The sequence below is a fragment of the Streptomyces sp. GLSS-08 genome (assembly GCF_056387915.1).
This window is the reverse complement of record NZ_JBWJAQ010000028.1, coordinates 22,677-42,293: the sequence shown is the minus strand read 5'-3', so window position 1 is coordinate 42,293 and position 19,617 is coordinate 22,677. Positions and strand designations below refer to the sequence as shown.

The 19,617-nt window shown below is 72.3% G+C and carries 21 protein-coding genes; 7 read left to right on the top strand and 14 right to left on the bottom strand.

Annotation, left to right across the window (positions count from 1 at the left end; all coding sequences use genetic code 11):
- Positions 1-18 precede the first annotated feature (18 nt).
- Positions 19-951, top strand: a complete 933-nt coding sequence (locus tag AC0ZLC_RS31675; protein ID WP_476755378.1) for a deoxyribonuclease IV — start codon at positions 19-21, stop codon at positions 949-951.
- Between the two features lie 15 nt (positions 952-966).
- On the top strand, positions 967-1,467 hold the full coding sequence (locus AC0ZLC_RS31670) for a DUF4396 domain-containing protein (protein WP_476755377.1): 501 nt from the start codon (positions 967-969) through the stop codon (positions 1,465-1,467).
- 17 nt (positions 1,468-1,484) lie between these two features.
- Here AC0ZLC_RS31670 and AC0ZLC_RS31665 read toward each other — a convergent pair whose 3' ends face one another.
- Positions 1,485-2,117 carry a sulfite oxidase-like oxidoreductase gene (locus AC0ZLC_RS31665; protein ID WP_476755376.1) on the bottom strand — a complete coding sequence of 211 codons (633 nt, stop codon included), beginning with the start codon at positions 2,115-2,117 and terminating at the stop codon, positions 1,485-1,487.
- Positions 2,118-2,271: 154 nt separating this feature from the next.
- On the opposite strand from AC0ZLC_RS31665, the gene bfr reads away from it, so the two are divergent.
- Positions 2,272-2,751 carry a bacterioferritin gene (gene bfr, locus AC0ZLC_RS31660; protein WP_358853508.1) on the top strand — a complete coding sequence of 160 codons (480 nt, stop codon included), beginning with the start codon at positions 2,272-2,274 and terminating at the stop codon, positions 2,749-2,751.
- 208 nt (positions 2,752-2,959) lie between these two features.
- Here the strand turns inward: bfr and AC0ZLC_RS31655 are convergent, their stop codons facing one another.
- The 3 genes from AC0ZLC_RS31655 to AC0ZLC_RS31645 all read right to left on the bottom strand — a co-directional run bounded on the left by AC0ZLC_RS31655 (position 2,960) and on the right by AC0ZLC_RS31645 (position 6,037).
- Complete coding sequence (locus AC0ZLC_RS31655; protein ID WP_476755375.1) at positions 2,960-3,211, bottom strand: (2Fe-2S)-binding protein; 252 nt, start codon at positions 3,209-3,211, stop codon at positions 2,960-2,962.
- Positions 3,212-3,373: 162 nt separating this feature from the next.
- Positions 3,374-4,726, bottom strand: coding sequence for a class II 3-deoxy-7-phosphoheptulonate synthase (locus AC0ZLC_RS31650; protein WP_476755374.1), 1,353 nt, complete (start codon positions 4,724-4,726; stop codon positions 3,374-3,376).
- A gap of 147 nt (positions 4,727-4,873) precedes the next feature.
- Positions 4,874-6,037 (bottom strand): glycoside hydrolase domain-containing protein, encoded by a 1,164-nt coding sequence (locus AC0ZLC_RS31645; RefSeq protein WP_476755373.1) that lies wholly within the window; start codon positions 6,035-6,037, stop codon positions 4,874-4,876.
- A 162-nt stretch (positions 6,038-6,199) separates the two neighbouring features.
- On the opposite strand from AC0ZLC_RS31645, the gene AC0ZLC_RS31640 reads away from it, so the two are divergent.
- Together AC0ZLC_RS31640 and AC0ZLC_RS31635 are read left to right on the top strand one after the other, a co-directional pair.
- On the top strand, positions 6,200-6,256 hold the full coding sequence (locus AC0ZLC_RS31640; protein WP_071528813.1) for a trp operon leader peptide: 57 nt from the start codon (positions 6,200-6,202) through the stop codon (positions 6,254-6,256).
- A 113-nt stretch (positions 6,257-6,369) separates the two neighbouring features.
- Positions 6,370-8,280 carry an anthranilate synthase family protein gene (locus AC0ZLC_RS31635; protein WP_476755372.1) on the top strand — a complete coding sequence of 637 codons (1,911 nt, stop codon included), beginning with the start codon at positions 6,370-6,372 and terminating at the stop codon, positions 8,278-8,280.
- A gap of 96 nt (positions 8,281-8,376) precedes the next feature.
- Here the strand turns inward: AC0ZLC_RS31635 and AC0ZLC_RS31630 are convergent, their stop codons facing one another.
- From AC0ZLC_RS31630 to AC0ZLC_RS31615, 4 genes are all read right to left on the bottom strand, one after another.
- Complete coding sequence (locus tag AC0ZLC_RS31630; protein WP_476755371.1) at positions 8,377-9,405, bottom strand: 6-phosphofructokinase; 1,029 nt, start codon at positions 9,403-9,405, stop codon at positions 8,377-8,379.
- A 154-nt stretch (positions 9,406-9,559) separates the two neighbouring features.
- Complete coding sequence (locus AC0ZLC_RS31625) at positions 9,560-10,267, bottom strand: response regulator (RefSeq protein WP_476755370.1); 708 nt, start codon at positions 10,265-10,267, stop codon at positions 9,560-9,562.
- 122 nt (positions 10,268-10,389) lie between these two features.
- On the bottom strand, positions 10,390-11,613 hold the full coding sequence (macS, locus tag AC0ZLC_RS31620) for a MacS family sensor histidine kinase (protein WP_476755369.1): 1,224 nt from the start codon (positions 11,611-11,613) through the stop codon (positions 10,390-10,392).
- A 28-nt stretch (positions 11,614-11,641) separates the two neighbouring features.
- Positions 11,642-12,454 carry a lysophospholipid acyltransferase family protein gene (locus tag AC0ZLC_RS31615; protein ID WP_476755368.1) on the bottom strand — a complete coding sequence of 271 codons (813 nt, stop codon included), beginning with the start codon at positions 12,452-12,454 and terminating at the stop codon, positions 11,642-11,644.
- Between the two features lie 222 nt (positions 12,455-12,676).
- On the opposite strand from AC0ZLC_RS31615, the gene AC0ZLC_RS31610 reads away from it, so the two are divergent.
- Positions 12,677-13,486: an alpha/beta hydrolase gene (locus tag AC0ZLC_RS31610; protein WP_358853517.1), complete on the top strand. Its 810-nt coding sequence runs from the start codon at positions 12,677-12,679 to the stop codon at positions 13,484-13,486.
- Complete coding sequence (locus AC0ZLC_RS31605; protein WP_476755367.1) at positions 13,479-14,126, top strand: hypothetical protein; 648 nt, start codon at positions 13,479-13,481, stop codon at positions 14,124-14,126. Before AC0ZLC_RS31610 ends, AC0ZLC_RS31605 begins: the two co-directional genes overlap by 8 nt.
- 67 nt (positions 14,127-14,193) lie before the next feature.
- On the opposite strand, the gene AC0ZLC_RS31600 is transcribed toward AC0ZLC_RS31605, so the two are convergent.
- The 6 genes from AC0ZLC_RS31600 to AC0ZLC_RS31575 all read right to left on the bottom strand — a co-directional run bounded on the left by AC0ZLC_RS31600 (position 14,194) and on the right by AC0ZLC_RS31575 (position 19,539).
- Positions 14,194-14,964 carry an endonuclease/exonuclease/phosphatase family protein gene (locus AC0ZLC_RS31600; RefSeq protein WP_476755366.1) on the bottom strand — a complete coding sequence of 257 codons (771 nt, stop codon included), beginning with the start codon at positions 14,962-14,964 and terminating at the stop codon, positions 14,194-14,196.
- A 154-nt stretch (positions 14,965-15,118) separates the two neighbouring features.
- Positions 15,119-16,072, bottom strand: a complete 954-nt coding sequence (locus tag AC0ZLC_RS31595; RefSeq protein ID WP_476755365.1) for an ROK family glucokinase — start codon at positions 16,070-16,072, stop codon at positions 15,119-15,121.
- 54 nt (positions 16,073-16,126) lie between these two features.
- On the bottom strand, positions 16,127-16,594 hold the full coding sequence (locus AC0ZLC_RS31590) for a DUF5304 domain-containing protein (protein WP_476755364.1): 468 nt from the start codon (positions 16,592-16,594) through the stop codon (positions 16,127-16,129).
- Between the two features lie 101 nt (positions 16,595-16,695).
- Positions 16,696-17,865: an ArsA family ATPase gene (locus tag AC0ZLC_RS31585; RefSeq protein WP_476755363.1), complete on the bottom strand. Its 1,170-nt coding sequence runs from the start codon at positions 17,863-17,865 to the stop codon at positions 16,696-16,698.
- 314 nt (positions 17,866-18,179) lie between these two features.
- A complete protein-coding gene (locus tag AC0ZLC_RS31580; protein ID WP_388790575.1) occupies positions 18,180-18,623 on the bottom strand; it encodes an SRPBCC family protein in 444 nt (147 codons plus the stop codon).
- A 118-nt stretch (positions 18,624-18,741) separates the two neighbouring features.
- A complete protein-coding gene (locus tag AC0ZLC_RS31575; protein ID WP_476755362.1) occupies positions 18,742-19,539 on the bottom strand; it encodes a metallophosphoesterase family protein in 798 nt (265 codons plus the stop codon).
- Between the last annotated feature and the right edge of the window lie 78 nt (positions 19,540-19,617).

The window sequence follows — 19,617 nt, the reverse complement described above, 5'->3', positions numbered from 1 at the left end:
CGTGACACCCTGAAGGGCGTGACAAGCAAGCAGCTCCGCAACCCCGTCGGCGGCCATGTCCCGGTGGCGGGCGGCCTCTCCACCGTCGGCCTGGCCCATGCGCGCGAGGTGGGCGCCGAAGCCGTCCAGGTCTTCGTCGCCAACCCGCGCGGCTGGGCGACCCCGGCCGGCAACCCGAAGCAGGACGAGGCGTTCCGCGCGGCCTGCGCCGCCGAGTCGGTCCCGGCGTACGTCCACGCCCCGTATCTGATCAACTTCGGCTCGCACACGGAGGCGACCGCCGAGCGGTCGGTGCTGTCGCTGCGCCACTCCCTGCGCCGGGCCCGGGAGATCGGCGCGCTCGGCGTGGTCGTGCACACCGGGAGCGCCACCGGCGGACGGGAGCGGGCCACGGCCCTCGCGCAGGTACGGGAGCGGATGCTGCCGCTGCTCGACGAGCTGACCCACGACGACGACCCGTACCTGCTGCTGGAGTCGACGGCCGGCCAGGGTGCCTCGCTCTGCTCCCGCACCTGGGACTTCGCGCCCTACTTCGAGGCGCTCGACGCCCATCCGCGGCTGGGCGTCTGCCTCGACACCTGCCACATCTTCGCGGCGGGCCACGACCTGACCGGGCCGGACGGGATGCACCAGACCCTCGACCTGCTGGTCTCCACCGTCGGCGCCGGCCGGCTGCGGCTGATCCACGCCAACGACTCCATGGACGTGGTCGGCGCCCACAAGGACCGCCACGCGAACATCGGCTCCGGTCACATAGGGGAGGACCCGTTCCGTGCGCTGATGACCCACCCGGCCACCGCGGGCGTCCCCCTCGTCATCGAGACCCCCGGCGGCAGGGAGGGGCACGCGGCGGACATCGAGCGGCTGAAGAAACTCCGCGACGACGGACCTCGTCGAGGAATACCCCAGGGGGGTATACGGTTCCTGTCAGGTGCGGGAACCGATAACTGACGCTGGGGGCTTCTCATGCAGCACGACGCGCACACCGGACACGCTCACCACGACCACGACCACACCGACGCCCACGCCCCGGTCACCTGGGCGACGGCCGCCCGGGCCACCCTCCACTGCCTGACCGGCTGCGCCATCGGCGAGGTGCTCGGCATGGTGGTCGGGACCGCGCTCGGCTGGGGCAACGTGCCCACGATGGTCCTGGCCATCATCCTGGCCTTCTTCTTCGGATACGCGCTCACGCTGCGCGGGATCCTCGGGGCGGGTGTCGCCGTCAGGACCGCGTTGCGGGTCGCACTGGCCGCGGACACGCTGTCCATCGCGGTGATGGAGCTGATCGACAACACCGTGATCGCCCTGTGGCCGGGCGCCATGGAGGCGCACCTCGACGACCTGCTGTTCTGGGGCGCCCTGGCGATCTCGCTCGCGGTCGCCTTCGTGGTGACGACACCGGTGAACCGGTGGATGATCGGCCGCGGCAAGGGCCACGCGGTGGTGCACCGGTACCACCACTGACGCCCGCATCGGGAGGGTCAGATCTCGGGGCCGTCCCCGGGCTCCTCCTGGTAGGAGTACCGCTGCTCGCGCCAGGGGTCGCCGACGTTGTGATAGCCGCGCTCCTCCCAGAAGCCGCGGCGGTCGGCCGTCATGTACTCCACGCCGCGGACCCACTTGGGGCCCTTCCAGGCGTACAGGTGCGGGACGACCAGGCGGAGCGGGAAGCCGTGCTCCGCGGTGAGCAGTTCGCCGTCCTTGTGGGTGGCGAAGATCGTGCGCTCGGACGCGAAGTCGTCGAGCCGCAGGTTCGAGCTGAAGCCGTACTCGGCCCAGACCATCACGTGGGTGACGGAGGGAGCCGGCGGGGCGATCCGCAGGATCGTGCGCGCGGGGATGCCGCCCCATTCGGCCCCGACCATGCTGAACTTCGTCACGCAGTGCAGGTCGGCCACGACGGTGGCGTACGGCAGGGCCGTGAACTCCTCGTGGGTCCAGCAGCGCTTCTCCTGGTCGGCGGTGGCACCGAAGACCCGGAACTCCCAGCGCTCGGGGCGGAACTTGGGCACCGGGCCGTAGTGCGTGACCGGCCAGCCGCGCTGAAGTCGCTGCCCCGGGGGGAGGTCCGGCTGTGCCGCTTCTCCAGATTCACGCTCCACCGGCTGACCCATGACTCCATCCTGACAGACCTGGGACGGTGCACATGACCAGGCCTGTCCTGATTCGGGCAACTCATACTAAGCGTGCACTTACTGGACGGCCCCGGGTGCCGGTGCGAGGATGCGGCGCAACCTGCCCACTTCCCGCCTGGAAGGAGCCTCTGCGATGCAGGGCGACCCCGAGGTCCTCGAATTCCTCAACGAGCAGCTGACCGCCGAGCTCACCGCGATCAACCAGTACTTCCTGCACGCGAAGATGCAGGAGAACTTCGGCTGGACGAAGCTCGCGAAGTACACGCGGCACGAGTCGTTCGACGAGATGAAGCACGCCGAGCTGCTCACCGACCGGATCCTCTTCCTTGACGGCCTGCCGAACTACCAGCGGCTCTTCCACGTCCGGGTGGGACAGACGGTCACCGAGATGTTCCAGGCGGACCGGCAGGTGGAGGTCGAGGCGATCGACCGCCTCAGGCGCGGGATCGAGGTGATGCGCGCGAAGGGCGACATCACCTCCGCGAACATCTTCGAGTCGATCCTCGCGGACGAGGAGCACCACATCGACTACCTGGACACCCAGCTGGAACTGGTGGAGAAACTCGGCGAGGCGCTCTACATCGCGCAGCTGATCGAGCAGCCGGAGGGCTGAGCCGCCGCGGGAGGCGGGAGGGCCAGGGCCTGTCGTTTGGATCAGGCCGGCTGTGACCGACGGTTCGTCCTGATCGACCCGAGCGGGGTCTGGCGCGTGCAGCTGCAAGGCGGAGGAGGGAGTCGACGCGGAGCGTCGGCGACCGACGACAACGCCGCAGATGTGCGCGCCAGACCCCGCGACGTCGGCCTGATCCAAACGACAGGCCCTAGGCGGCCTCGTCCAGCGCGGCGGACTCCATGGCGCCGGCGAGGACCGGCCGGCCCCGGTCCATGAGCTCGGGGCGCGGGGTCGCGCCGCGGCCGAGCAGGGCCTGGATGCGGCGTACGCACGAACCGCAGTCCGTGCCGGCCTTGCAGGCCGAGGCGATCTGGCGGGGGGTGCAGGCACCGGCCTGCGCGTGCTGCTTCACCTGCGCCTCGGTGACACCGAAGCAGTTGCAGACGAACACGCGGCTCACCTCCCGACGGGATCCATGGGTCATGCCGTCCCGACTGATCGGTGAGGCAAACCTAACCTTACCCATAGCCCGAGGCCCCGCAAAAGTGGGAAGGGGCGCGGATCGTGTGTGATCCGCGCCCCATTTCACGCCGCCGTAACAGGCGGAACCCCTGCTGATCTGCTACTGGTCCCGGTACATCTCGGAGACCAGGAAGGCCAGGTCGAGGGACTGGCTGCGGTTCAGGCGGGGATCGCAGGCCGTCTCGTAGCGCTGGTGCAGGTCGTCGACGAAGATCTCGTCGCCGCCGCCCACGCACTCGGTGACGTCGTCACCGGTGAGCTCGACGTGGATACCGCCCGGGTGGGTGCCGAGCGCCTTGTGGACCTCGAAGAAGCCCTTCACCTCGTCGAGCACGTCGTCGAAGCGCCGGGTCTTGTGACCGGAGGCCGCCTCGTAGGTGTTGCCGTGCATCGGGTCGGTGATCCAGGCGACGGCCGCGCCGGAGGCGGTGACCTTCTCGACCAGCTCGGGCAGCTTGTCGCGGACCTTGTCCGCGCCCATGCGCACGATGAAGGTGAGACGGCCGGGCTCGCGGTCCGGGTCGAGGCGCTCGATGTACTGGAGCGCCTCCTCGGCCGTCGTCGTCGGGCCGAGCTTGATGCCGATCGGGTTGCGGATCCTCGAGGCGAACTCGATGTGCGCGCCGTCCAGCTGACGGGTGCGCTCGCCGATCCAGACCATGTGGGCCGAGACGTCGTACAGCCGGCCCGTGCGCGAGTCCACGCGGGTCAGCGCCGACTCGTAGTCGAGCAGCAGCGCCTCGTGGGAGGCGTAGAACTCGACCGTCTTGAACTCCTCCGGGTCCGCCCCGCAGGCGTGCATGAAGTTCAGCGCCTGGTCGATCTCCCGGGCGAGCTGCTCGTAGCGCTGGCCGGACGGGGACGACTTCACGAAGTCCTGGTTCCAGGCGTGCACCTGGCGCAGGTCGGCGTAACCGCCGGTGGTGAAGGCGCGCACCAGGTTCAGCGTGGAGGCGGAGGCGTTGTACATCCGCTTCAGGCGCTCGGGGTCCGGGATGCGGGCGGCCTCGGTGAAGTCGAAGCCGTTCACGGAGTCGCCCCGGTAGGTGGGGAGCGTCACACCGTCGCGGGTCTCGGTCGGCTTGGAGCGCGGCTTGGAGTACTGCCCGGCGATACGGCCGATCTTCACGACCGGCACCGAGGCGGCGTACGTGAGCACGGCGCCCATCTGGAGCAGTGTCTTCAGCTTGTTGCGGATCTGGTCGGCGGACACCGCGTCGAAGGCCTCGGCGCAGTCGCCGCCCTGGAGAAGGAACGCCTCTCCCTTGGCGACGGACGCCAACCGGGCGCGCAGCTGGTCGCACTCGCCCGCGAAGACGAGCGGCGGATACGACTCGAGGTCCGCGATCACATCGCGCAGAGCCTCGGCATCGGGGTACTCGGGCTGCTGCGCCGCGGGAAGGTCTCGCCAGGTGTTGCCAGCGCTCGCGCTGGACTTAGCGTTCACGGTCACCTCCCCAACATTACGGGGTCGTGTCGGGCGTCCGGCCACCTGCTCATCAAGTGAGACGGCGGGCGCTCGGACGGTGCCCTGCCGCGGACGGCCGCACGCGGCCGTCGGCGGGCCCGCCGTGGCGGACCCGCCCGGGTGGCCGCGGGCTCAGGGGCCCACGTCGAGCTGGTTGCGGTCGATGCCGATCTTCACCCCGCCGTGGGTCTCGGACCGGTCGCCCGCGTACTGGTGGATGCGCTGGTGGTCCGCCCACAGGTTCGCCGGGATCGACGGGTCGGAGGTGGTGGCGGAGTCGTTCCAGCGCGCGAAGTGGATCACGTCGGGGAGGGTGGTGCCGTCCGCGTTCGCGACGAGGTCCGGGACGAGGGAGGTGGCGCTGCCGTACGCCCCGGAGCGGTAGCCCAGCTCGTGCAGGCGCACGGTGTAGGCCTCCAAGTACGCGAGGACGCGCTGGGTCACCGTCCCGCCGCGCGTGTAGTGCTCCAGGTCGTTGTAGATCACCGTTCCCCCGCCGAACCCGAGTGCCTCCGCCTGCCGGGCCGCGTCGTCGGCCGCCGCCGTGCCCTGCGGCACCGGGTCCGTGATGGCCGCGCAGCCGCTCCCGCAGCTGCCGCCGTCGGACGTGGGCTGCCGGCCGACGTAGAGCGGGAAGAAGCGCCAGCCGTTGGTGTACTGCGTCCGTACCCAGCTCGCGGTGAGCTCGGGCTGGGCGCAGGCGCGGTTGATCCCGCCGAGGTAGACGCCGACGGCGCCGTAGCCGGACGTGTCCTTCCAGGCGTCCATGGCCGACTGGCTCGGCGCGGTGCAGGCGTCGAAACCCTTCCCCCGGAAGGACGTCGCGTCGGTGGGGAGGGCGGCCGGCGCCCCGGTGAGCGTCTCGGCCCGTGCGGAGGCGACGGGCAGACCGGCGCTGCGCAGGATCTCCTGGATCCGCGCGCGGTCCTGTCCGTAGGCGGCGGTGACGGCGATGCGGTCCGCGGTGGCGCGGTACGTGCCGGCCGTGCGGTTCTCGGTGACCTCGGTCCGGGTGTCCGCGGCGGGCTGCACCAGCAGCGCTTCCGTGCGCCCCGCCGGGTCGGCGGAGCAGTTCTGCCGGTCGCCCGGTGTGCCGAGGTACACCACGTGCCGGTCGAAGCGGACACAGGCGTCCGGGTCCTTCTCCAGGTCCACGACCCGCCAGGAGGCGGGGACGGTGAACACATGGCCTCGGTAGCTGACGTCGACGGTGTCGCCGGAGGTGCGCGGCGACGCGGGGGCGGTGTCGAGCGGGCCGGCGGCGAGGGCCGTGGCCGCGGCGAGCACGGTGAGCACGCGGGCACGGCCGCGCCGGAACTGGGGTGAACGCAGTGGATGGATGGCTCTCTCCTCGGTCGGGCTTCCTGGCCATCCATGGCCGCGCGGAGCGGTTCGTGAACCCCTCACCGGTCCGGTTCACGCTGTTGCCGGGCCGGGCTGTCGGGTAAGGTGCGGCGCATGTTCGCGCATTCGACCCAGAACTGGTGGTGGACCGCTCATCCGGCGGCCCACTGACTGCGCGTACGTACGACTTCGCGAAGGCCGCCCGAGGGGCGGCCTTCGGTGTTTTCCGGCCCGGCCGTTCCTCTCCGCAGAGCCCGCCCTCCCCGAGAGAAGGAACAGGATCGATGAACCTGCCCGACCTGCTCGACGACCCACGCCCCTTCGTCCTGCTGCGCCGGCGCACCCCCGGCCACGACCACGACACGGTGGAGCTGCTGCTCGGCCCGGTGCGCGTGGTCGACCGGCTGGCCGACATCCCCGTGGGCGAGCGCCCCTCCCTGGCCCTGGTGCCCTTCCGGCAGATCCGCGAGCGCGGCTTCGACGTGCGTGACGACGGGACGCCGCTCGCGGTGCTGACCGCCGAGGAGACGTACCGGATCCCGCTGGAACAGGCGCTCGCGCAGCTCCCGTCGCACGACGTGCGCGTCCAGGACGGGGGCTTCGACGTCAGCGACGAGGAGTACGCCCGCATCGTCGGCCGGGTGCTGGACGAGGAGATCGGGCGGGGCGAGGGAGCGAACTTCGTCATCCGCCGCACGTACGAGGGCGGGATCCCGGGGTTCGACCGGGCCGACGCCCTCGCCCTCTTCCGGCGGCTGCTGGTCGGCGAGCGGGGCGCCTACTGGACGTACGTCGTGCACACCGGGGACCGGACCCTGGTCGGGGCCAGCCCCGAGGTGCACGTCCGGATGTCCGGCGGGACCGTCGTGATGAACCCGATCAGCGGGACCTACCGCTATCCGGCGCAGGGGCCGACGCCCGAGGGCCTGCTGGACTTCCTGGCCGACGGCAAGGAGATCGAGGAGCTCTCGATGGTCGTCGACGAGGAGCTCAAGATGATGTGCACCGTCGGCGACCGGGGCGGTGTGGTGATCGGGCCGCGGCTGAAGGAGATGGCCCATCTCGCGCACACCGAGTACGAGCTGCGGGGCCGGAGCTCGCTGGACGTGCGCGAGATCCTGCGGGAGACCATGTTCGCGGCGACCGTCACCGGGTCGCCGGTGCAGAACGCGTGCCGGGTGATCGAGCGGCACGAGGTGGGCGGGCGTGGCTACTACGCCGGGGCGCTGGCCCTCGTCGGCCGGGACGCGGGCGGGACGCAGACCCTCGACTCCCCCATCCTCATCCGGACCGCCGACATCGACGCGGACGGGCGGCTGCGCGTGCCGGTGGGCGCCACGCTGGTCCGCGGCTCGGATCCCGCGGGCGAGGTCGCCGAGACGCACGCGAAGGCCGCCGGGGTGCTCGCCGCGCTGGGCGTGCGTCCCGGCAGGCGGCCGGCCGAGGGCGTACGGCCGCGGCTGGCCGACGATCCGCGGGTGCGCGCCGCGCTCGACGGGCGGCGGGCCGCGCTCGCGCCGTTCTGGCTGCGGATGCGGGAGCGGACCGCCGACCTGACCGGCCACGCGCTGGTCGTGGACGGCGAGGACACCTTCACGGCGATGCTGGCGCACCTGCTGCGGTCCTCCGGTCTCGAGGTGAGCGTGCGGCGGTACGACGAACCTGGGCTGCGGGAGGCGGTCCTGAGCCACGCGGGCCCGGTGGTCCTCGGCCCCGGCCCCGGCGACCCCTCGGACCGGACCGACCCCAAGATGCGGTTCCTGCGCTCACTGACCGCCGAGGTGCTTGGCCGGCACCGGCACGGGGTGCTGGGCGTGTGCCTCGGCCATGAGCTGATCGCCGCCGAACTGGGCCTGGAGATCGTCCGGAAGGACGTGCCGTACCAGGGCGCGCAGACGGACGTCGACCTGTTCGGGCGCACCGAGACCGTCGGCTTCTACAACAGCTTCGTGGCGCGCTGCGACGACGAGGCCAGCGCCGCGCTCCTCGCCCGGGGGATCGAGGTCGGCCGCGGCGGCACCGGGGAGGTGCACGCCCTGCGCGGTCCCGGGTTCGCGGGGGTGCAGTTCCACCCGGAGTCGGTGCTGACGCTGCGCGGTACGGACGTCGTCCGGGAGCTGCTGGCTCGGCTGGGCTCGGGTGGGCGTCGGACTGGACGCCGGAGGACAGGATCTCCACGGTGCCTCCCGGGCTGAGGTGGTCACCGCCGCATACGGGGCGGTGACCACCGGGGCGCCGAACGGCCGGGGTCCGCGAGGGCATCGGTGTGCCCCGGCCGACGAGGGCCGGGATCAGCCGAAGAAGACGCCGGCCTCCTCGTACAGCTTCGGGTCGACGGTCTTCAGCCTGGCCGTCGCCTCCGAGATCGGGACGCGGACGATGTCCGTGCCGCGCAGGGCGACCATCGTGCCGAAGTCGCCGTCGCGGACCGCCTCGATGGCGTGCAGTCCGAACCGGGTGGCGAGCCAGCGGTCGAACGCGCTCGGGGTGCCGCCGCGCTGGACGTGCCCGAGGACCGTGGTCCTCGCCTCGTTGCCGGTGCGCCGCTCGATCTCCTTGGCCAGCCATTCGCCGACCCCGGACAACCGGACGTGCCCGAAGGAGTCGAGCGTGCCGTCCTTGAGGACCATGTCGCCGTCCTTGGGCATGGCCCCCTCGGCGACGACCACAATCGGGGCGTACGAGGCCTTGAAGCGTGAGGTCACCCAGGCGCAGACCTGGTCGACGTCGAAGCGCTGCTCGGGGATCAGGATCACGTTCGCGCCGCCGGCGAGGCCCGAGTGGAGGGCGATCCAGCCCGCGTGCCGCCCCATCACCTCGCAGACGAGGACGCGCATGTGGGACTCGGCGGTGGTGTGCAGCCGGTCGATGGCCTCGGTGGCGATGCCGACGGCGGTGTCGAAGCCGAAGGTGTAGTCGGTGGCGGAGAGGTCGTTGTCGATGGTCTTCGGGACGCCGATGGTGCTGATGCCGTACTCGTCGTTGAGTCGCCCGGCCACCCCGAGGGTGTCCTCGCCGCCGATGACGACGAGCGCTCCGACCTCCTGCTTGGCGAGGTTCTCCCTGATCCGGCGGATACCGTCCTCCCGCTTGAGAGGGTTGGTGCGCGAGGAGCCGAGGATGGTGCCGCCGCGGGGCAGGATGCCGCGCACGGCCGGGATGTCGAGCCGCACGGAGCGGTTCTCCAGGGGACCTCGCCAGCCGTCCCGGAAGCCGACGAAGTCGTAGCCGTACTCCTGCACGCCCTTGCGGACGATGGCCCGGATGACGGCGTTGAGCCCGGGGCAGTCGCCGCCTCCGGTCAGTACTCCGACCCGCATGGAAAGTCCCTTCGCCGGGGATGCCTGACAGGACTCACGCTAGTAGTGATCCAGGTCACTTCGGCATGGGGCGGATGGTCAATTCCGGTGCAATGTCCGGGAGTTGATCACGCACTTCACTCGAAGGTGGGGTTTCGGCGCTCCCGGCAGCGCGTCAGGCGTCGTCGAGGCCCCGCTCTATGGCGTAGCGCACCAGCTCCACCCGGTTGTGCAGCTGGAGCTTGCCCAGGGTGTTCTGCACGTGGTTCTGCACCGTGCGGTGCGAGATGACCAGGCGCTCGGCGATCTGCTTGTAGCTCAGTCCCTTGGCGACCAGGCGCAGGACCTCGGTCTCCCGGTCGGTGAGCTGCGGGGCCCTGGGCTCGTCCCCGGCGGCGGGTGCGGGCTCGGAGGCGAGCCTGCGGTACTCGCCGAGGACCAGGCCCGCGAGACCGGGGGTGAACACCGGGTCGCCGGCCGCCGTACGGCGCACCGCGTCGATCAGTTCCTCCGTGGACGCGGACTTCACCAGGTAGCCGGTGGCGCCGGACTTGACCGCCTCCAGGACGTCCGCGTGCTCGCCGCTGGCCGACAGGACCAGGACGCGCAGCGCGGCATCGGCTCCCACCAGCTCCTTGCAGACCTGGACGCCGGGCTTGGCGGGCAGGTTCAGGTCCAGGACGAGGACCTCCGGCGAGACGGCCCGGGCCCGGCGTACGGCCTGCTCGCCGTCGCCGGCCGTGGCGACCACGTCGAAGCCGGCCTCGGCGAGGTCGCGCGCGACCGCGTCGCGCCACATGGGGTGGTCGTCGACGACCATCACCCTGATCGGATCCTTGCCCACCTGCTGTGCGGCCTGCGTGGCCCCCGTCATGTCCGTCATCACTGCCCCGTCGTCCTCGTCATCGCGTTGTCGTCGTCCTGCTCGTCGTTCTCGTTCGTCGTTCTCGTTCGTCGTTCTGCTCGTCGTTCTCGGAGGCACCCGCACCGGCACCGGCGTCCGGGTCAGCGTGTCTCCGCGGCCTCCCGCGCCGCCTTCGGGACCCTCAGCTCGACCTCCGTGCCCTGCCCCGGGACCGAGATCAGCTCGGCGGTGCCGCCGATGTCGCGCAGCCGGCCGCGGATCGAGAGGGCGACCCCGAGCCGCCCCTCCCCCTCTGCCTGCGCGAGCCGCCCCTCCGGGATGCCGGGGCCCTCGTCTCGCACGGTCACGATCACCGCGTCCGGCTCGTCCTCCAGCAGGATCCAGGCGCGGGCGCTCTCGCCGACGTGCCTGGCGACGTTGTCCAGGGCGGCGCCGACCGCGCCGGCCAGCTCCCGGGCGGCGGCCGGGGCGAGCGGCACGGGCGCGCCGGGCTCGGACAGGGTGACGTGCGCGCGGGCGTACCGGGCGAGCAGGGGACGCAGGTCGACGGGGTCGCCGTCCGTGTCGTCGTCCGGCTCGTCGACCGCGCGGACGACGGCCCCGAGCGCGGCGTCCTCGGAGACCCGGGAGACCGGTACGAGGCCGCCGGACACCAGCGAGCGCAGCGCCACCTCCTGCTCGCCCGCCAGCCGGCCCAGTTCGGCCGCCTCGCCGCCGAGCACCGCACCGCGCCGCTGCACCATGGCGAGGACCTGGAGCACCCCGTCGTGGATGTCACGGGCCAGGCGCTCGCGTTCTCGGGTCGCGGCCTCGATCTCCAGCGCCCGGGCGAGGGTCCGCTCGGAGGCGCGGGCGACCTCGACGACGTAACCGATGGCGATGGAGGCGACCCAGACGAGGATCACGTTGTGGACGGTGTCGCGGGTCGGGGCGCCGCGCTCGGCGACGTTGACCACCGCGACCAGCGTGGAGGCGAAGGCCGCCCAGCGCCAGCCGCCCTTGATCGCGAAGGCCAGGACGGACCCGGCGGTCCAGATCGACGGCAGGGTCGGGCCGCCCGCCTCTATCCGGGACACGTCGTCGGCGACCCGGGTGAGCAGGACGCCGACGAGCGCGACGGTGAGGTCGGCGGTGAGGAACGGCTTGGTGCAGGCTGCGGCGCCGGAGACCCGGGGCAGGGTCGCGAGGGTCCACGCGGCCAGCACCACGTAGTAGGCGACGGCCACCCAGGGGCGGGGGAATTCGTCGTACGCGGTGACGAAGAGACCGATCGCGTAGCACAGGGTGAGGACGCGGTACGCGGTGAGCGCACGCCACAGCGGCTGCTCGACCGACATCCTCATGACTCTCTCGCGTCTGGCCATGTCCCCCACCCCACCCCGACGGACGCGGCTACGAGCCGGACCGTTCCCGCTGTGCCCGTTCCTTGTGGTCCGTCTCCTGCTGCGCCAGGTCCTTCGCGGCCTGGGCCCGCTCCTTCTCCGCCTGCGCGAGGGCCGCCCTGGCGGCCTTCTCGGCCTCCTTCTCCGCCTTCGCCGCCTCCGCGATCTGCCGCTTGGCGGCCGTCGCGTACATGTCGACGTACTCCTGGCCGGAGAGCTTCATGATCTCGTACATGACCTCGTCGGTCAGCGCGCGCAGCACGAAGCGGTCGTGCTCCATGCCGCCGTACCGGCTGAAGTCCAGCGGCCTGCCGATGCGGATGCCGGGCCGCATCAGCTTGGGCATCACCTGGCCCGGGGGCTGGATCTTCTCCGTGTCGATCATGGCGACCGGGATGACCGGGGCTCCGGTGGCGAGCGCCACGCGCGCGAGGCCGCCCGGCTTGCCCCGGTAGAGACGGCCGTCGGGCGAGCGCGTGCCCTCGGGGTAGATCCCGAACAGCTCACCGCGCTCGATGACGTCGACCCCGCTCCTGATGGCCGCCTCGCCCGCGCCGCGCCCGCCGGAGCGGTCCACCGGCAGCTGGCCCACGCCCTTGAAGAAGGCCGCAGTCATCCGCCCCTTGATGCCGGGCGTCGTGAAGTACTCGGCCTTCGCGATGAAGGTCACCTTGCGGTCGAGGACCGCGGGGAGGAAGAAGGAGTCCGAGAACGACAGATGATTGCTCGCCAGAATCGCGGGGCCCTCGGCGGGAATGTTCTCGAGGCCTTCCACCCAGGGCCTGAAGGCGAGCTTCAGCGGCCCCCCGATGGAAAACTTCATTGCGCCGTAGATCAACCGAGTGCCTCCTGTGTCGTCGGTGAGACCTTAACCCGGAGCACCGCCAATGGCCCCGACGACCCTGGTCGGTGTCAGCGCGGTCGCGTACGGTGAAGTACGCCCCGAACCTCGGGCGGCCGTCCTGCCGCAGTCGTCGTGCCGTCTTCCGTTCGCCCGCACGCCCCATGACCGTTCCCGCCCCCCTCATGAACAAGGAGACCGAAGGTGCCGGTCCTTCCCGGAGCCGAGCCGTACCGCCACGAAGGCGGAGAGATCGGCGTCCTCCTCTGCCACGGCTTCACCGGTTCCCCGCAGTCGCTGCGGCCCTGGGCGGAGTATCTCGCCGAGCGCGGTCTCACCGTCGCGCTGCCGCTGCTTCCCGGGCACGGCACGCGCTGGGAGGACATGCAGCTCACCGGCTGGCAGGACTGGTACGCGGAGGTGGACCGCGAGCTGCGTGCCCTGCGGGAGCGGTGCACCCGGGTGTTCGTCTGCGGGCTGTCCATGGGCGGCGCCCTGACCCTGCGGCTGGCCGCCCGGCACGGGGACGACATCAGCGGCATCGTCGTCGTCAACCCGGCGAACAAGGTGCACGGACTCTCCGCGTACGCCCTTCCGGTCCTGCGGCACGTCGTGCGCACGACGAAGGGGCTCACCAGCGACATCGCCAAGGAGGGCGGCGTCGAGATCGGCTACGACAAGGTGCCGCTGCACGCCGCCCACTCCCTGCGGAACTTCTTCCGGATCGTCGACGCCGAGCTGCCGCAGGTCACCCAGCCGATGCTGCTGCTGCACAGCCCCCAGGACCACGTGGTGCCGCCCGCGGACTCGGCGCGCATCCTCGGCCGCGTGTCGTCCACGGACGTGACCGAGATCCTGCTGGAACAGAGCTACCACGTCGCGACGTTGGACCATGACGCGGACCGGATCTTCGACGAGAGCTACGCGTTCATCGGCCGGCTCGCGCCCGCCGTCGGCAAGGAGTCCGAAGCGGGTCGGGTGAGTCAGCAGGAAGGGACGGCCACCGGTGGCTGAGTACGACGCGGACCGCGGCGAGCCCGACGAGAAGGACCCGCCGCTCGGGGACGAGCAGAGCGTGCCCTTCGACGAGCAGGCCGCCTGGGCGGCGATCGTCGCGGGATACGGTGCCGAGCCGCCGGACCCGCCCGGCTCGAAGCCCTTCAAGTCCGTCGAGGACCTGGCCCTGCTCGCCCCGGAGACGAACGACTCGGACGCGGGCGACGCCGGCACGGGCGATCCGGAGGCGGGAGCCCCGGACCAGGGGGACCCGTCGCGGCGCCCGCAGGAGCCCCCGGCGTCCGCGAGACCGCTCGGCAGCTCGGTCGCCTTCGCACCCGGCGTCACCGGCGGCCCCCGCGACTACGAGTCCCCCGACGCCCTCGACGACGACTTCGGCGACGACGACGAGGGCCACTTCGTGCCGCCCGAGCCGCCCCCGCTGCCCGCGGCCGACACCACGGCCAAGTTCGCCTGGCTCGCGGTGCTCGGCGGTCCCGTGCTGCTGCTCCTCGCCGTCCTGCTCGGCTGGGACATGACGTGGTGGCTCGCCACCCTCGGCATCGGCGGCTTCCTCGGCGGCTTCGCCACGCTGGTGATGCGCATGCGGGGCGACGACGAGGGCGAGGACGACCCCGGACGGGGAGCTGTCGTCTGACACCGCGTGACATCGGGGGCCGGGCCGGACATCGTCCGGCCGGGCCCCTCGCGCGTCCGGCGCCGGCTCAGCCGGCGGGAATCCTGATGGCGGCCAGCACCGGAAGGTGGTCCGTGGCCGCCCTCAGGTCCGCCTCCGTCACCCCCGGCTGGCCGAGCGGCACCCCGCACCCCAGGACCTCGATGCCGGGGGTCGCGAAGATCGCGTCGATGCGCTGGTGGGGCGCGGCCGGGGTCGAGGTGTGCTCGCCGCCCCAGGGCGCGGTCGCCCAGCAGTCCCGGAGGCTGGCACCAAGACGCTCGAAGGCCCGGCCGCCGGGGCGTTCGTTGAGGTCGCCGCCCGCGACGGCGTGCCGGGTGCCGAGTCCGGCGAGACGGTCGACGAGCAGCCCCGCCTGCTCGTACCGCTCGTCCTTCTGCAGCGAGAGGTGACAGCTCAGGACGCCGAGGCGGGCGCCGCCGAAGCGGACCACCGCGGTCGCGAAGCCGCGCCGGTGCAGACCCGGGGTGAGCGGGAGCAGCACGTCCTCGGTGTGCTCGACCGTCGCGCGCAGACTGCACAGGACGGCGGGACCGGCGGCCGTGGCACCGCCCGACAGGACCACCTGCCCCGAGGCCGCCGCGAGCCGGGCCAGCTTCTTGCGCCAGCGGAAGAAGCGCGGCGCCTCCTGGACGAGGACCAGGTCGGGTGCGCAGGCCCTGATCACCCGGGCGAGCGCGTCGGTGTCGTCACGCATCGACCGGATGTTGTAGCTGAGCACTCGGACGACGGCCGAACCGTCGGCGTCGGTACGGGAGTCGGGCAGCGGACGGGTCGCGCTCGGCGTGCTCGCAGACATGCCGATCAAGATACGGCAGCCGGACCCGGCGCAGGGTCCCGGCGCCACCTGCCCCGCGCGGTCCGCCGCGCCGCGGTGCCGGGCCGCGTCCGGCGCACGGCAGCGCCCGCCGGTCCCCTTCGGGGAGCGGCGGGCGCTGTGCGGAGCGAGTGCGTCACATGACGGGGTCGGGCTCCCGGGCCAGGTCCGCCGCCCCGACGAGACCGGCCTTGTTGCCGAGCTGCGCGGCGATGACGTCGGCCACCGGCCGCCAGTTGCCGCCGACCAGCCACCGCTTGTACGACTTGCGGATCGGGTCGAGGACCAGCTCGCCCTCGTCCGAGAGACCGCCGCCGACGATGAAGGCGGACGGGTCGAAGAGGGACGCCAGGTCGGCGAGACCGGCGCCCGCCCAGCGGGCCAGCTCGCGGTAGGAGTCCACCGCCACCGGGTCGCCCTGCCGCGCCGCCATCGAGATGTGCTTGCCCTCGATGCCGTCGGGGGTGCCGTCGCCCAGCGAGAGCAGGGTCTCCGCGCGCTCGGGGGTCGCGTTGGCCCGCTGCTTGGCGTACCGGACGAGGGCCCGGCCGGACGCGTACTGCTCCCAGCAGCCCTGGCTGCCGCACCCGCACAGCAGACCGTCCGGGACCATCCGGATGTGGCCGAACTCGGCGGCCACGCCGAAGTGCCCGCGCCGCAGTTTGTTGCCGATGATGATGCCACCGCCGAGACCGGTGCCGAGGGTGATGCAGATGACGTTGCGGTGCCCCTTGCCGGCACCGAACCTGTACTCCCCCCAGGCGGCGGCGTTCGCGTCGTTCTCGACGACGACGGGCAGGCCGACGCGGGCCTCGACCTCGTCCTTCAGCGGCTCCTGCCGCCAGTCGATGTTCGGCGCGAAGTACACGGTCGAGCGCTGACGGTTGACGTAACCGGCTGCACCGATGCCCACGCCCACGATGTCGTGGCCCGCGCGGGCACCCTCCACGGCCGCGGCGATGGCGTCCACGATCGCCTGCGGTGTGGTGGGGGTCGGCACCTTGAAGGTCGAGAGGATGTTGCCTTCCTCGTCGACCACGCCGGCCGCGATCTTCGTGCCGCCGATGTCGACGCCGATGGTGAGTCCCATGAATCCCTCAGTTTCGGTCGAGCCCCGCTACGGCCAACCGTACCCGAGGGGGCCTCAGTCCAGGTCGATGTGTTCCCCGGGACCGGGGCCCTCCTCGCGGGGGTCCGTGCCCCGTGCGGTCCAGCGGCGCTCCTGGGCCTCGACGGCCGAGCGGTAGGCGGCGAGCAGCTCGGAGCCGGCGGCGGCCAGGTGGTCGAAGACGTCCGGGTTGCGCTCTATGACCGGTTCCACCGCCGCCTTGGCCTGCTGCACGACCTGGCTGACCATCTGCTGGGCCGCGCCCGAGGCGACGCTGTTGAACAGGGGCGACTGGAGGCCGGACAGCTTGTCGGCGACGGCGTCGACGAGTCTGCGCAGTTCCTCGGCGGCGGAGCCGGGCGGCGTGCCCTGCTCGGACCGGCGGCGGGCCTTCTCCGCCGCGAGGTCCTCGGCGCACGCCTTCGCCCAGGCGTCGGCGTCGGCGGCTCGCACCTCGTCGGCCCCCTGCTGAGCGGCGTCGGACGTGGGGCGCTCTTCGCTCATGGCGGACTCCTGACTACGGTTCGTCCCTCCGACGTTACCCGAACGGGGGTATGCGGTTCACGTGTCCGCGGCCCGGTGTCCCGGCGGCGCCCGCGATCCGGTCACCTGCCCTGCGGCCACAGCCCGGGATCGGGGGTGAAACGGACGCGCAGCTCGCCGTCGCGCAGGGCCGCGCCGGCCACCGTGCAGCGGCGCAGGACGGACGGCAGCGGGACGATCCTGCGGAACTGCCCGGCGGAGACGACGAGTTCGTCGCCGCGGCGGACCAGGTCCAGTTCCTCGCGTATCGCGCCGGGGAGCGGGATGTGCCAGACGAGCACCCCGTCGTCGGCGAGGTGGTCGGTGACGGGCCACTCGACCGGCTGCCCGGATTCACCCGCACCGGGGACGGCGAGCGCGGTGAGGTCGTCGCCGCCGCGGGGGTCGTGACCGAGGTGCGGGACCTCGTGGAGGGCGTACGTGCCCCGCCACTCGTCCAGCGCCTTGGACTGCTGGGCGGCGAGCGCGGCCGCCCACGGGTCCTTCGGGGCGCCGGGCAGGACCCGGTTGGCGACCAGGGAGTCGACGCGCAGGCCCCGCAGGGCGAGGGCGGTGGCGGCGGCGCGTACGGCGTCGGCACCGGCCGGACCGGGTTCGGCGACCAGCCGTACGGTCGTGGCGCGGTCCCCGACGACCGCCTCCGCGGCGGCCAGTTCGACGTCCCAGCGGGCGGCCGTCTCGTACAGCCACTCCGCGGGCATCGGTACGCCCGCCAGCCGGCCGAGCAGAGGGCGCAGGGCGCGGGCCGCCTGGCGTTCCGCGGGGAGCAGCCGGCGCAGATAGCGGCGCAGCTCCTCGGGGAGGGAGAGGAGGGCGAGCGCCTGCGGGGCCGGCGGGAGGTCCACCACCAGCAGGTCGTACGGGCCCGAGGTCGCCGCGTCGCGCAGCGCGCGGAGCAGGGCGAGTTCCTCGGCGCCGGGCAGCGGGGTGACTTCCTCGGCGTCCAGGCGGGTGGCGCCGAGGAGGTCGAGGGCGCTGGTGGCGCGCTCCTGGAAGGCGGTGAGGTCGTCGCGGAAGCGTTCCGCCGCGTCGGGGCGCCAGGCGGCCAGGTTCGGTGCGGCCTCGACGGGCTCCGCGCCGGTGCGGACGCCGAGGACGGCGCCGAGGGTGTCGGTGCGGTCGGCGCTCAGGACGAGGGTGCGGGTGCCCTCGCGGGCGGCCTTCAGCGCGGTGGCCGCGGCGACGGTGGTGCGGCCGGTGCCGCCCTGGCCGGTGATCAGGATGGTGCGCATGGGGGTGAACGGTACCTGGGCCTTGCCGGCCGGGGGGGGCCGGGCTCACCTGGGTCTCTTGCGGCGGGGCCGGGGGCGTCCGGGCGAGTTTGCCTGCCTGGCGGTTGTCGCGAGTCGGCCTTGGTCCGGTGGGCGCCGGTCGCCCGAAGGGCTCGTCCTCAAACGCCGGACGGGCTGATAATTCCGGCCCGGGTCGGGAGGTGTCCGGACAGACGGGCTGATGATTCCGGCCCGGGTTGAGTGATGACCGGACGGATGGGCTGGATGATTCCGGGCCGGGTCGGGAGGTGTCCGGAATCCAGGTGCCGCGGGGGCTACTTGTCGCCGGACTCCACTCGCTTCTTCAGGCCGGCCAGTGCGCGGTCGATGATGACCTTCTCGGCCTTGCGCTTGATCATGCCGAGCATGGGGATCTTGACGTCGACCGTCAGCCGGTAGGTGACCTCGGTGGCGCCGGCACCGGCCGGCTTCAGGAGGTACGTGCCGTCCAGCGAGCGCAGCATCTGGGACTTGACCAGGGTCCAGGAGACCTCGTGGTCGCCGGTCCAGGTGTACCCGAGCGTCTGGTCGTCCTTGATGGCACCCGCGTCCATGACGAGACGCACCTGCTCGGCGCGGCCCCGCGCGTCCGTGGCGAGCACCTCCGCCTCCTTCACCTCGCCGGTCCAGTCGGGATAGCGGGCGAAGTCCGCGATCACCGCCATGACGTCGGCCGGTGCCGCCTCGATCGTGATGCTCGAGCTGGTGTGTTCCGCCATCGCGGTGGCTCCTCCAGATGCGGTCCGGTGAGGAAGGGTGCTGCGCACGTGTGTGCAGCGTGAAGGCTACCGCGCGCGGACCTGCCCCCCGGCACCGCGTCCGGCCGCCCGCCGCCCGTCACCACTCCAGCGCCCAGGGCCGGCCCGACCCCGCGAAGTGCCCGACGTTCACGCACTCGGTCGCCCCGATGCGCATCCGGCGGACCAGCGGCTGGTGGACGTGGCCGAAGAGCGAGTAGCGCGGGCGGGTGCGGTGGATCGCGTCCAGCAGGGCGCGGCTGCCGCGCTCGAAACGGCGCGCCACCGTGTCGTACACCAGCTCCGGCACCTCCGGGGGGATGTGCGTGCACAGCACGTCGACCTCACCGACCGCCTCGATCTTCGCCGCGTACTCCTCGTCGCTGATCTCGTACGGCGTGCGCATGGGGGTTCTGAGGCCGCCGCCGACGAACCCGAAGACCCATCCGCCGATCTCCGCCCGCCCGCCGTCCAGCACGGTCGTACCGGGTCCGGCGTACTCCGGCCACAACGTCGGCATGTCGACATTGCCGTAGGTGGCGTACGTCGGCGTCGGAAACGCGGCGAACAGTTCGGCGTACTGCTTGCGTACCGCCTTCTCGATGGCGGCGCCCCGGTCCGCGCCGATCCCGCCCCACAGCCGGGCCCCGAACTCCCGGGCCTCCTCGAAGCGGCGGGCCGTGCGCAGCTCGACGATGCGGTCCGCGTTCTCGGCGCCGAACAGGTCGGGGAAGATGCCGCGCGAGTGGTCGGCGTAGTCCAGGAAGAGCACCAGGTCACCGAGGCAGATCAGGGCGTCGGCGCCCTCCCCGGCCCTCGCCAGGTCGCGCGCGTTGCCATGCACGTCGCTGACGACATGGACGCGCGTCCTTCGGTTACCGCCTCGTGTGGGTGCCATGACGATCAAGCGTAGGCGTGTGCGGCAAACGTGAACAGAGGCGGTCGGACCTGCGGTTACTGGCTGGTTCCGAAGGGC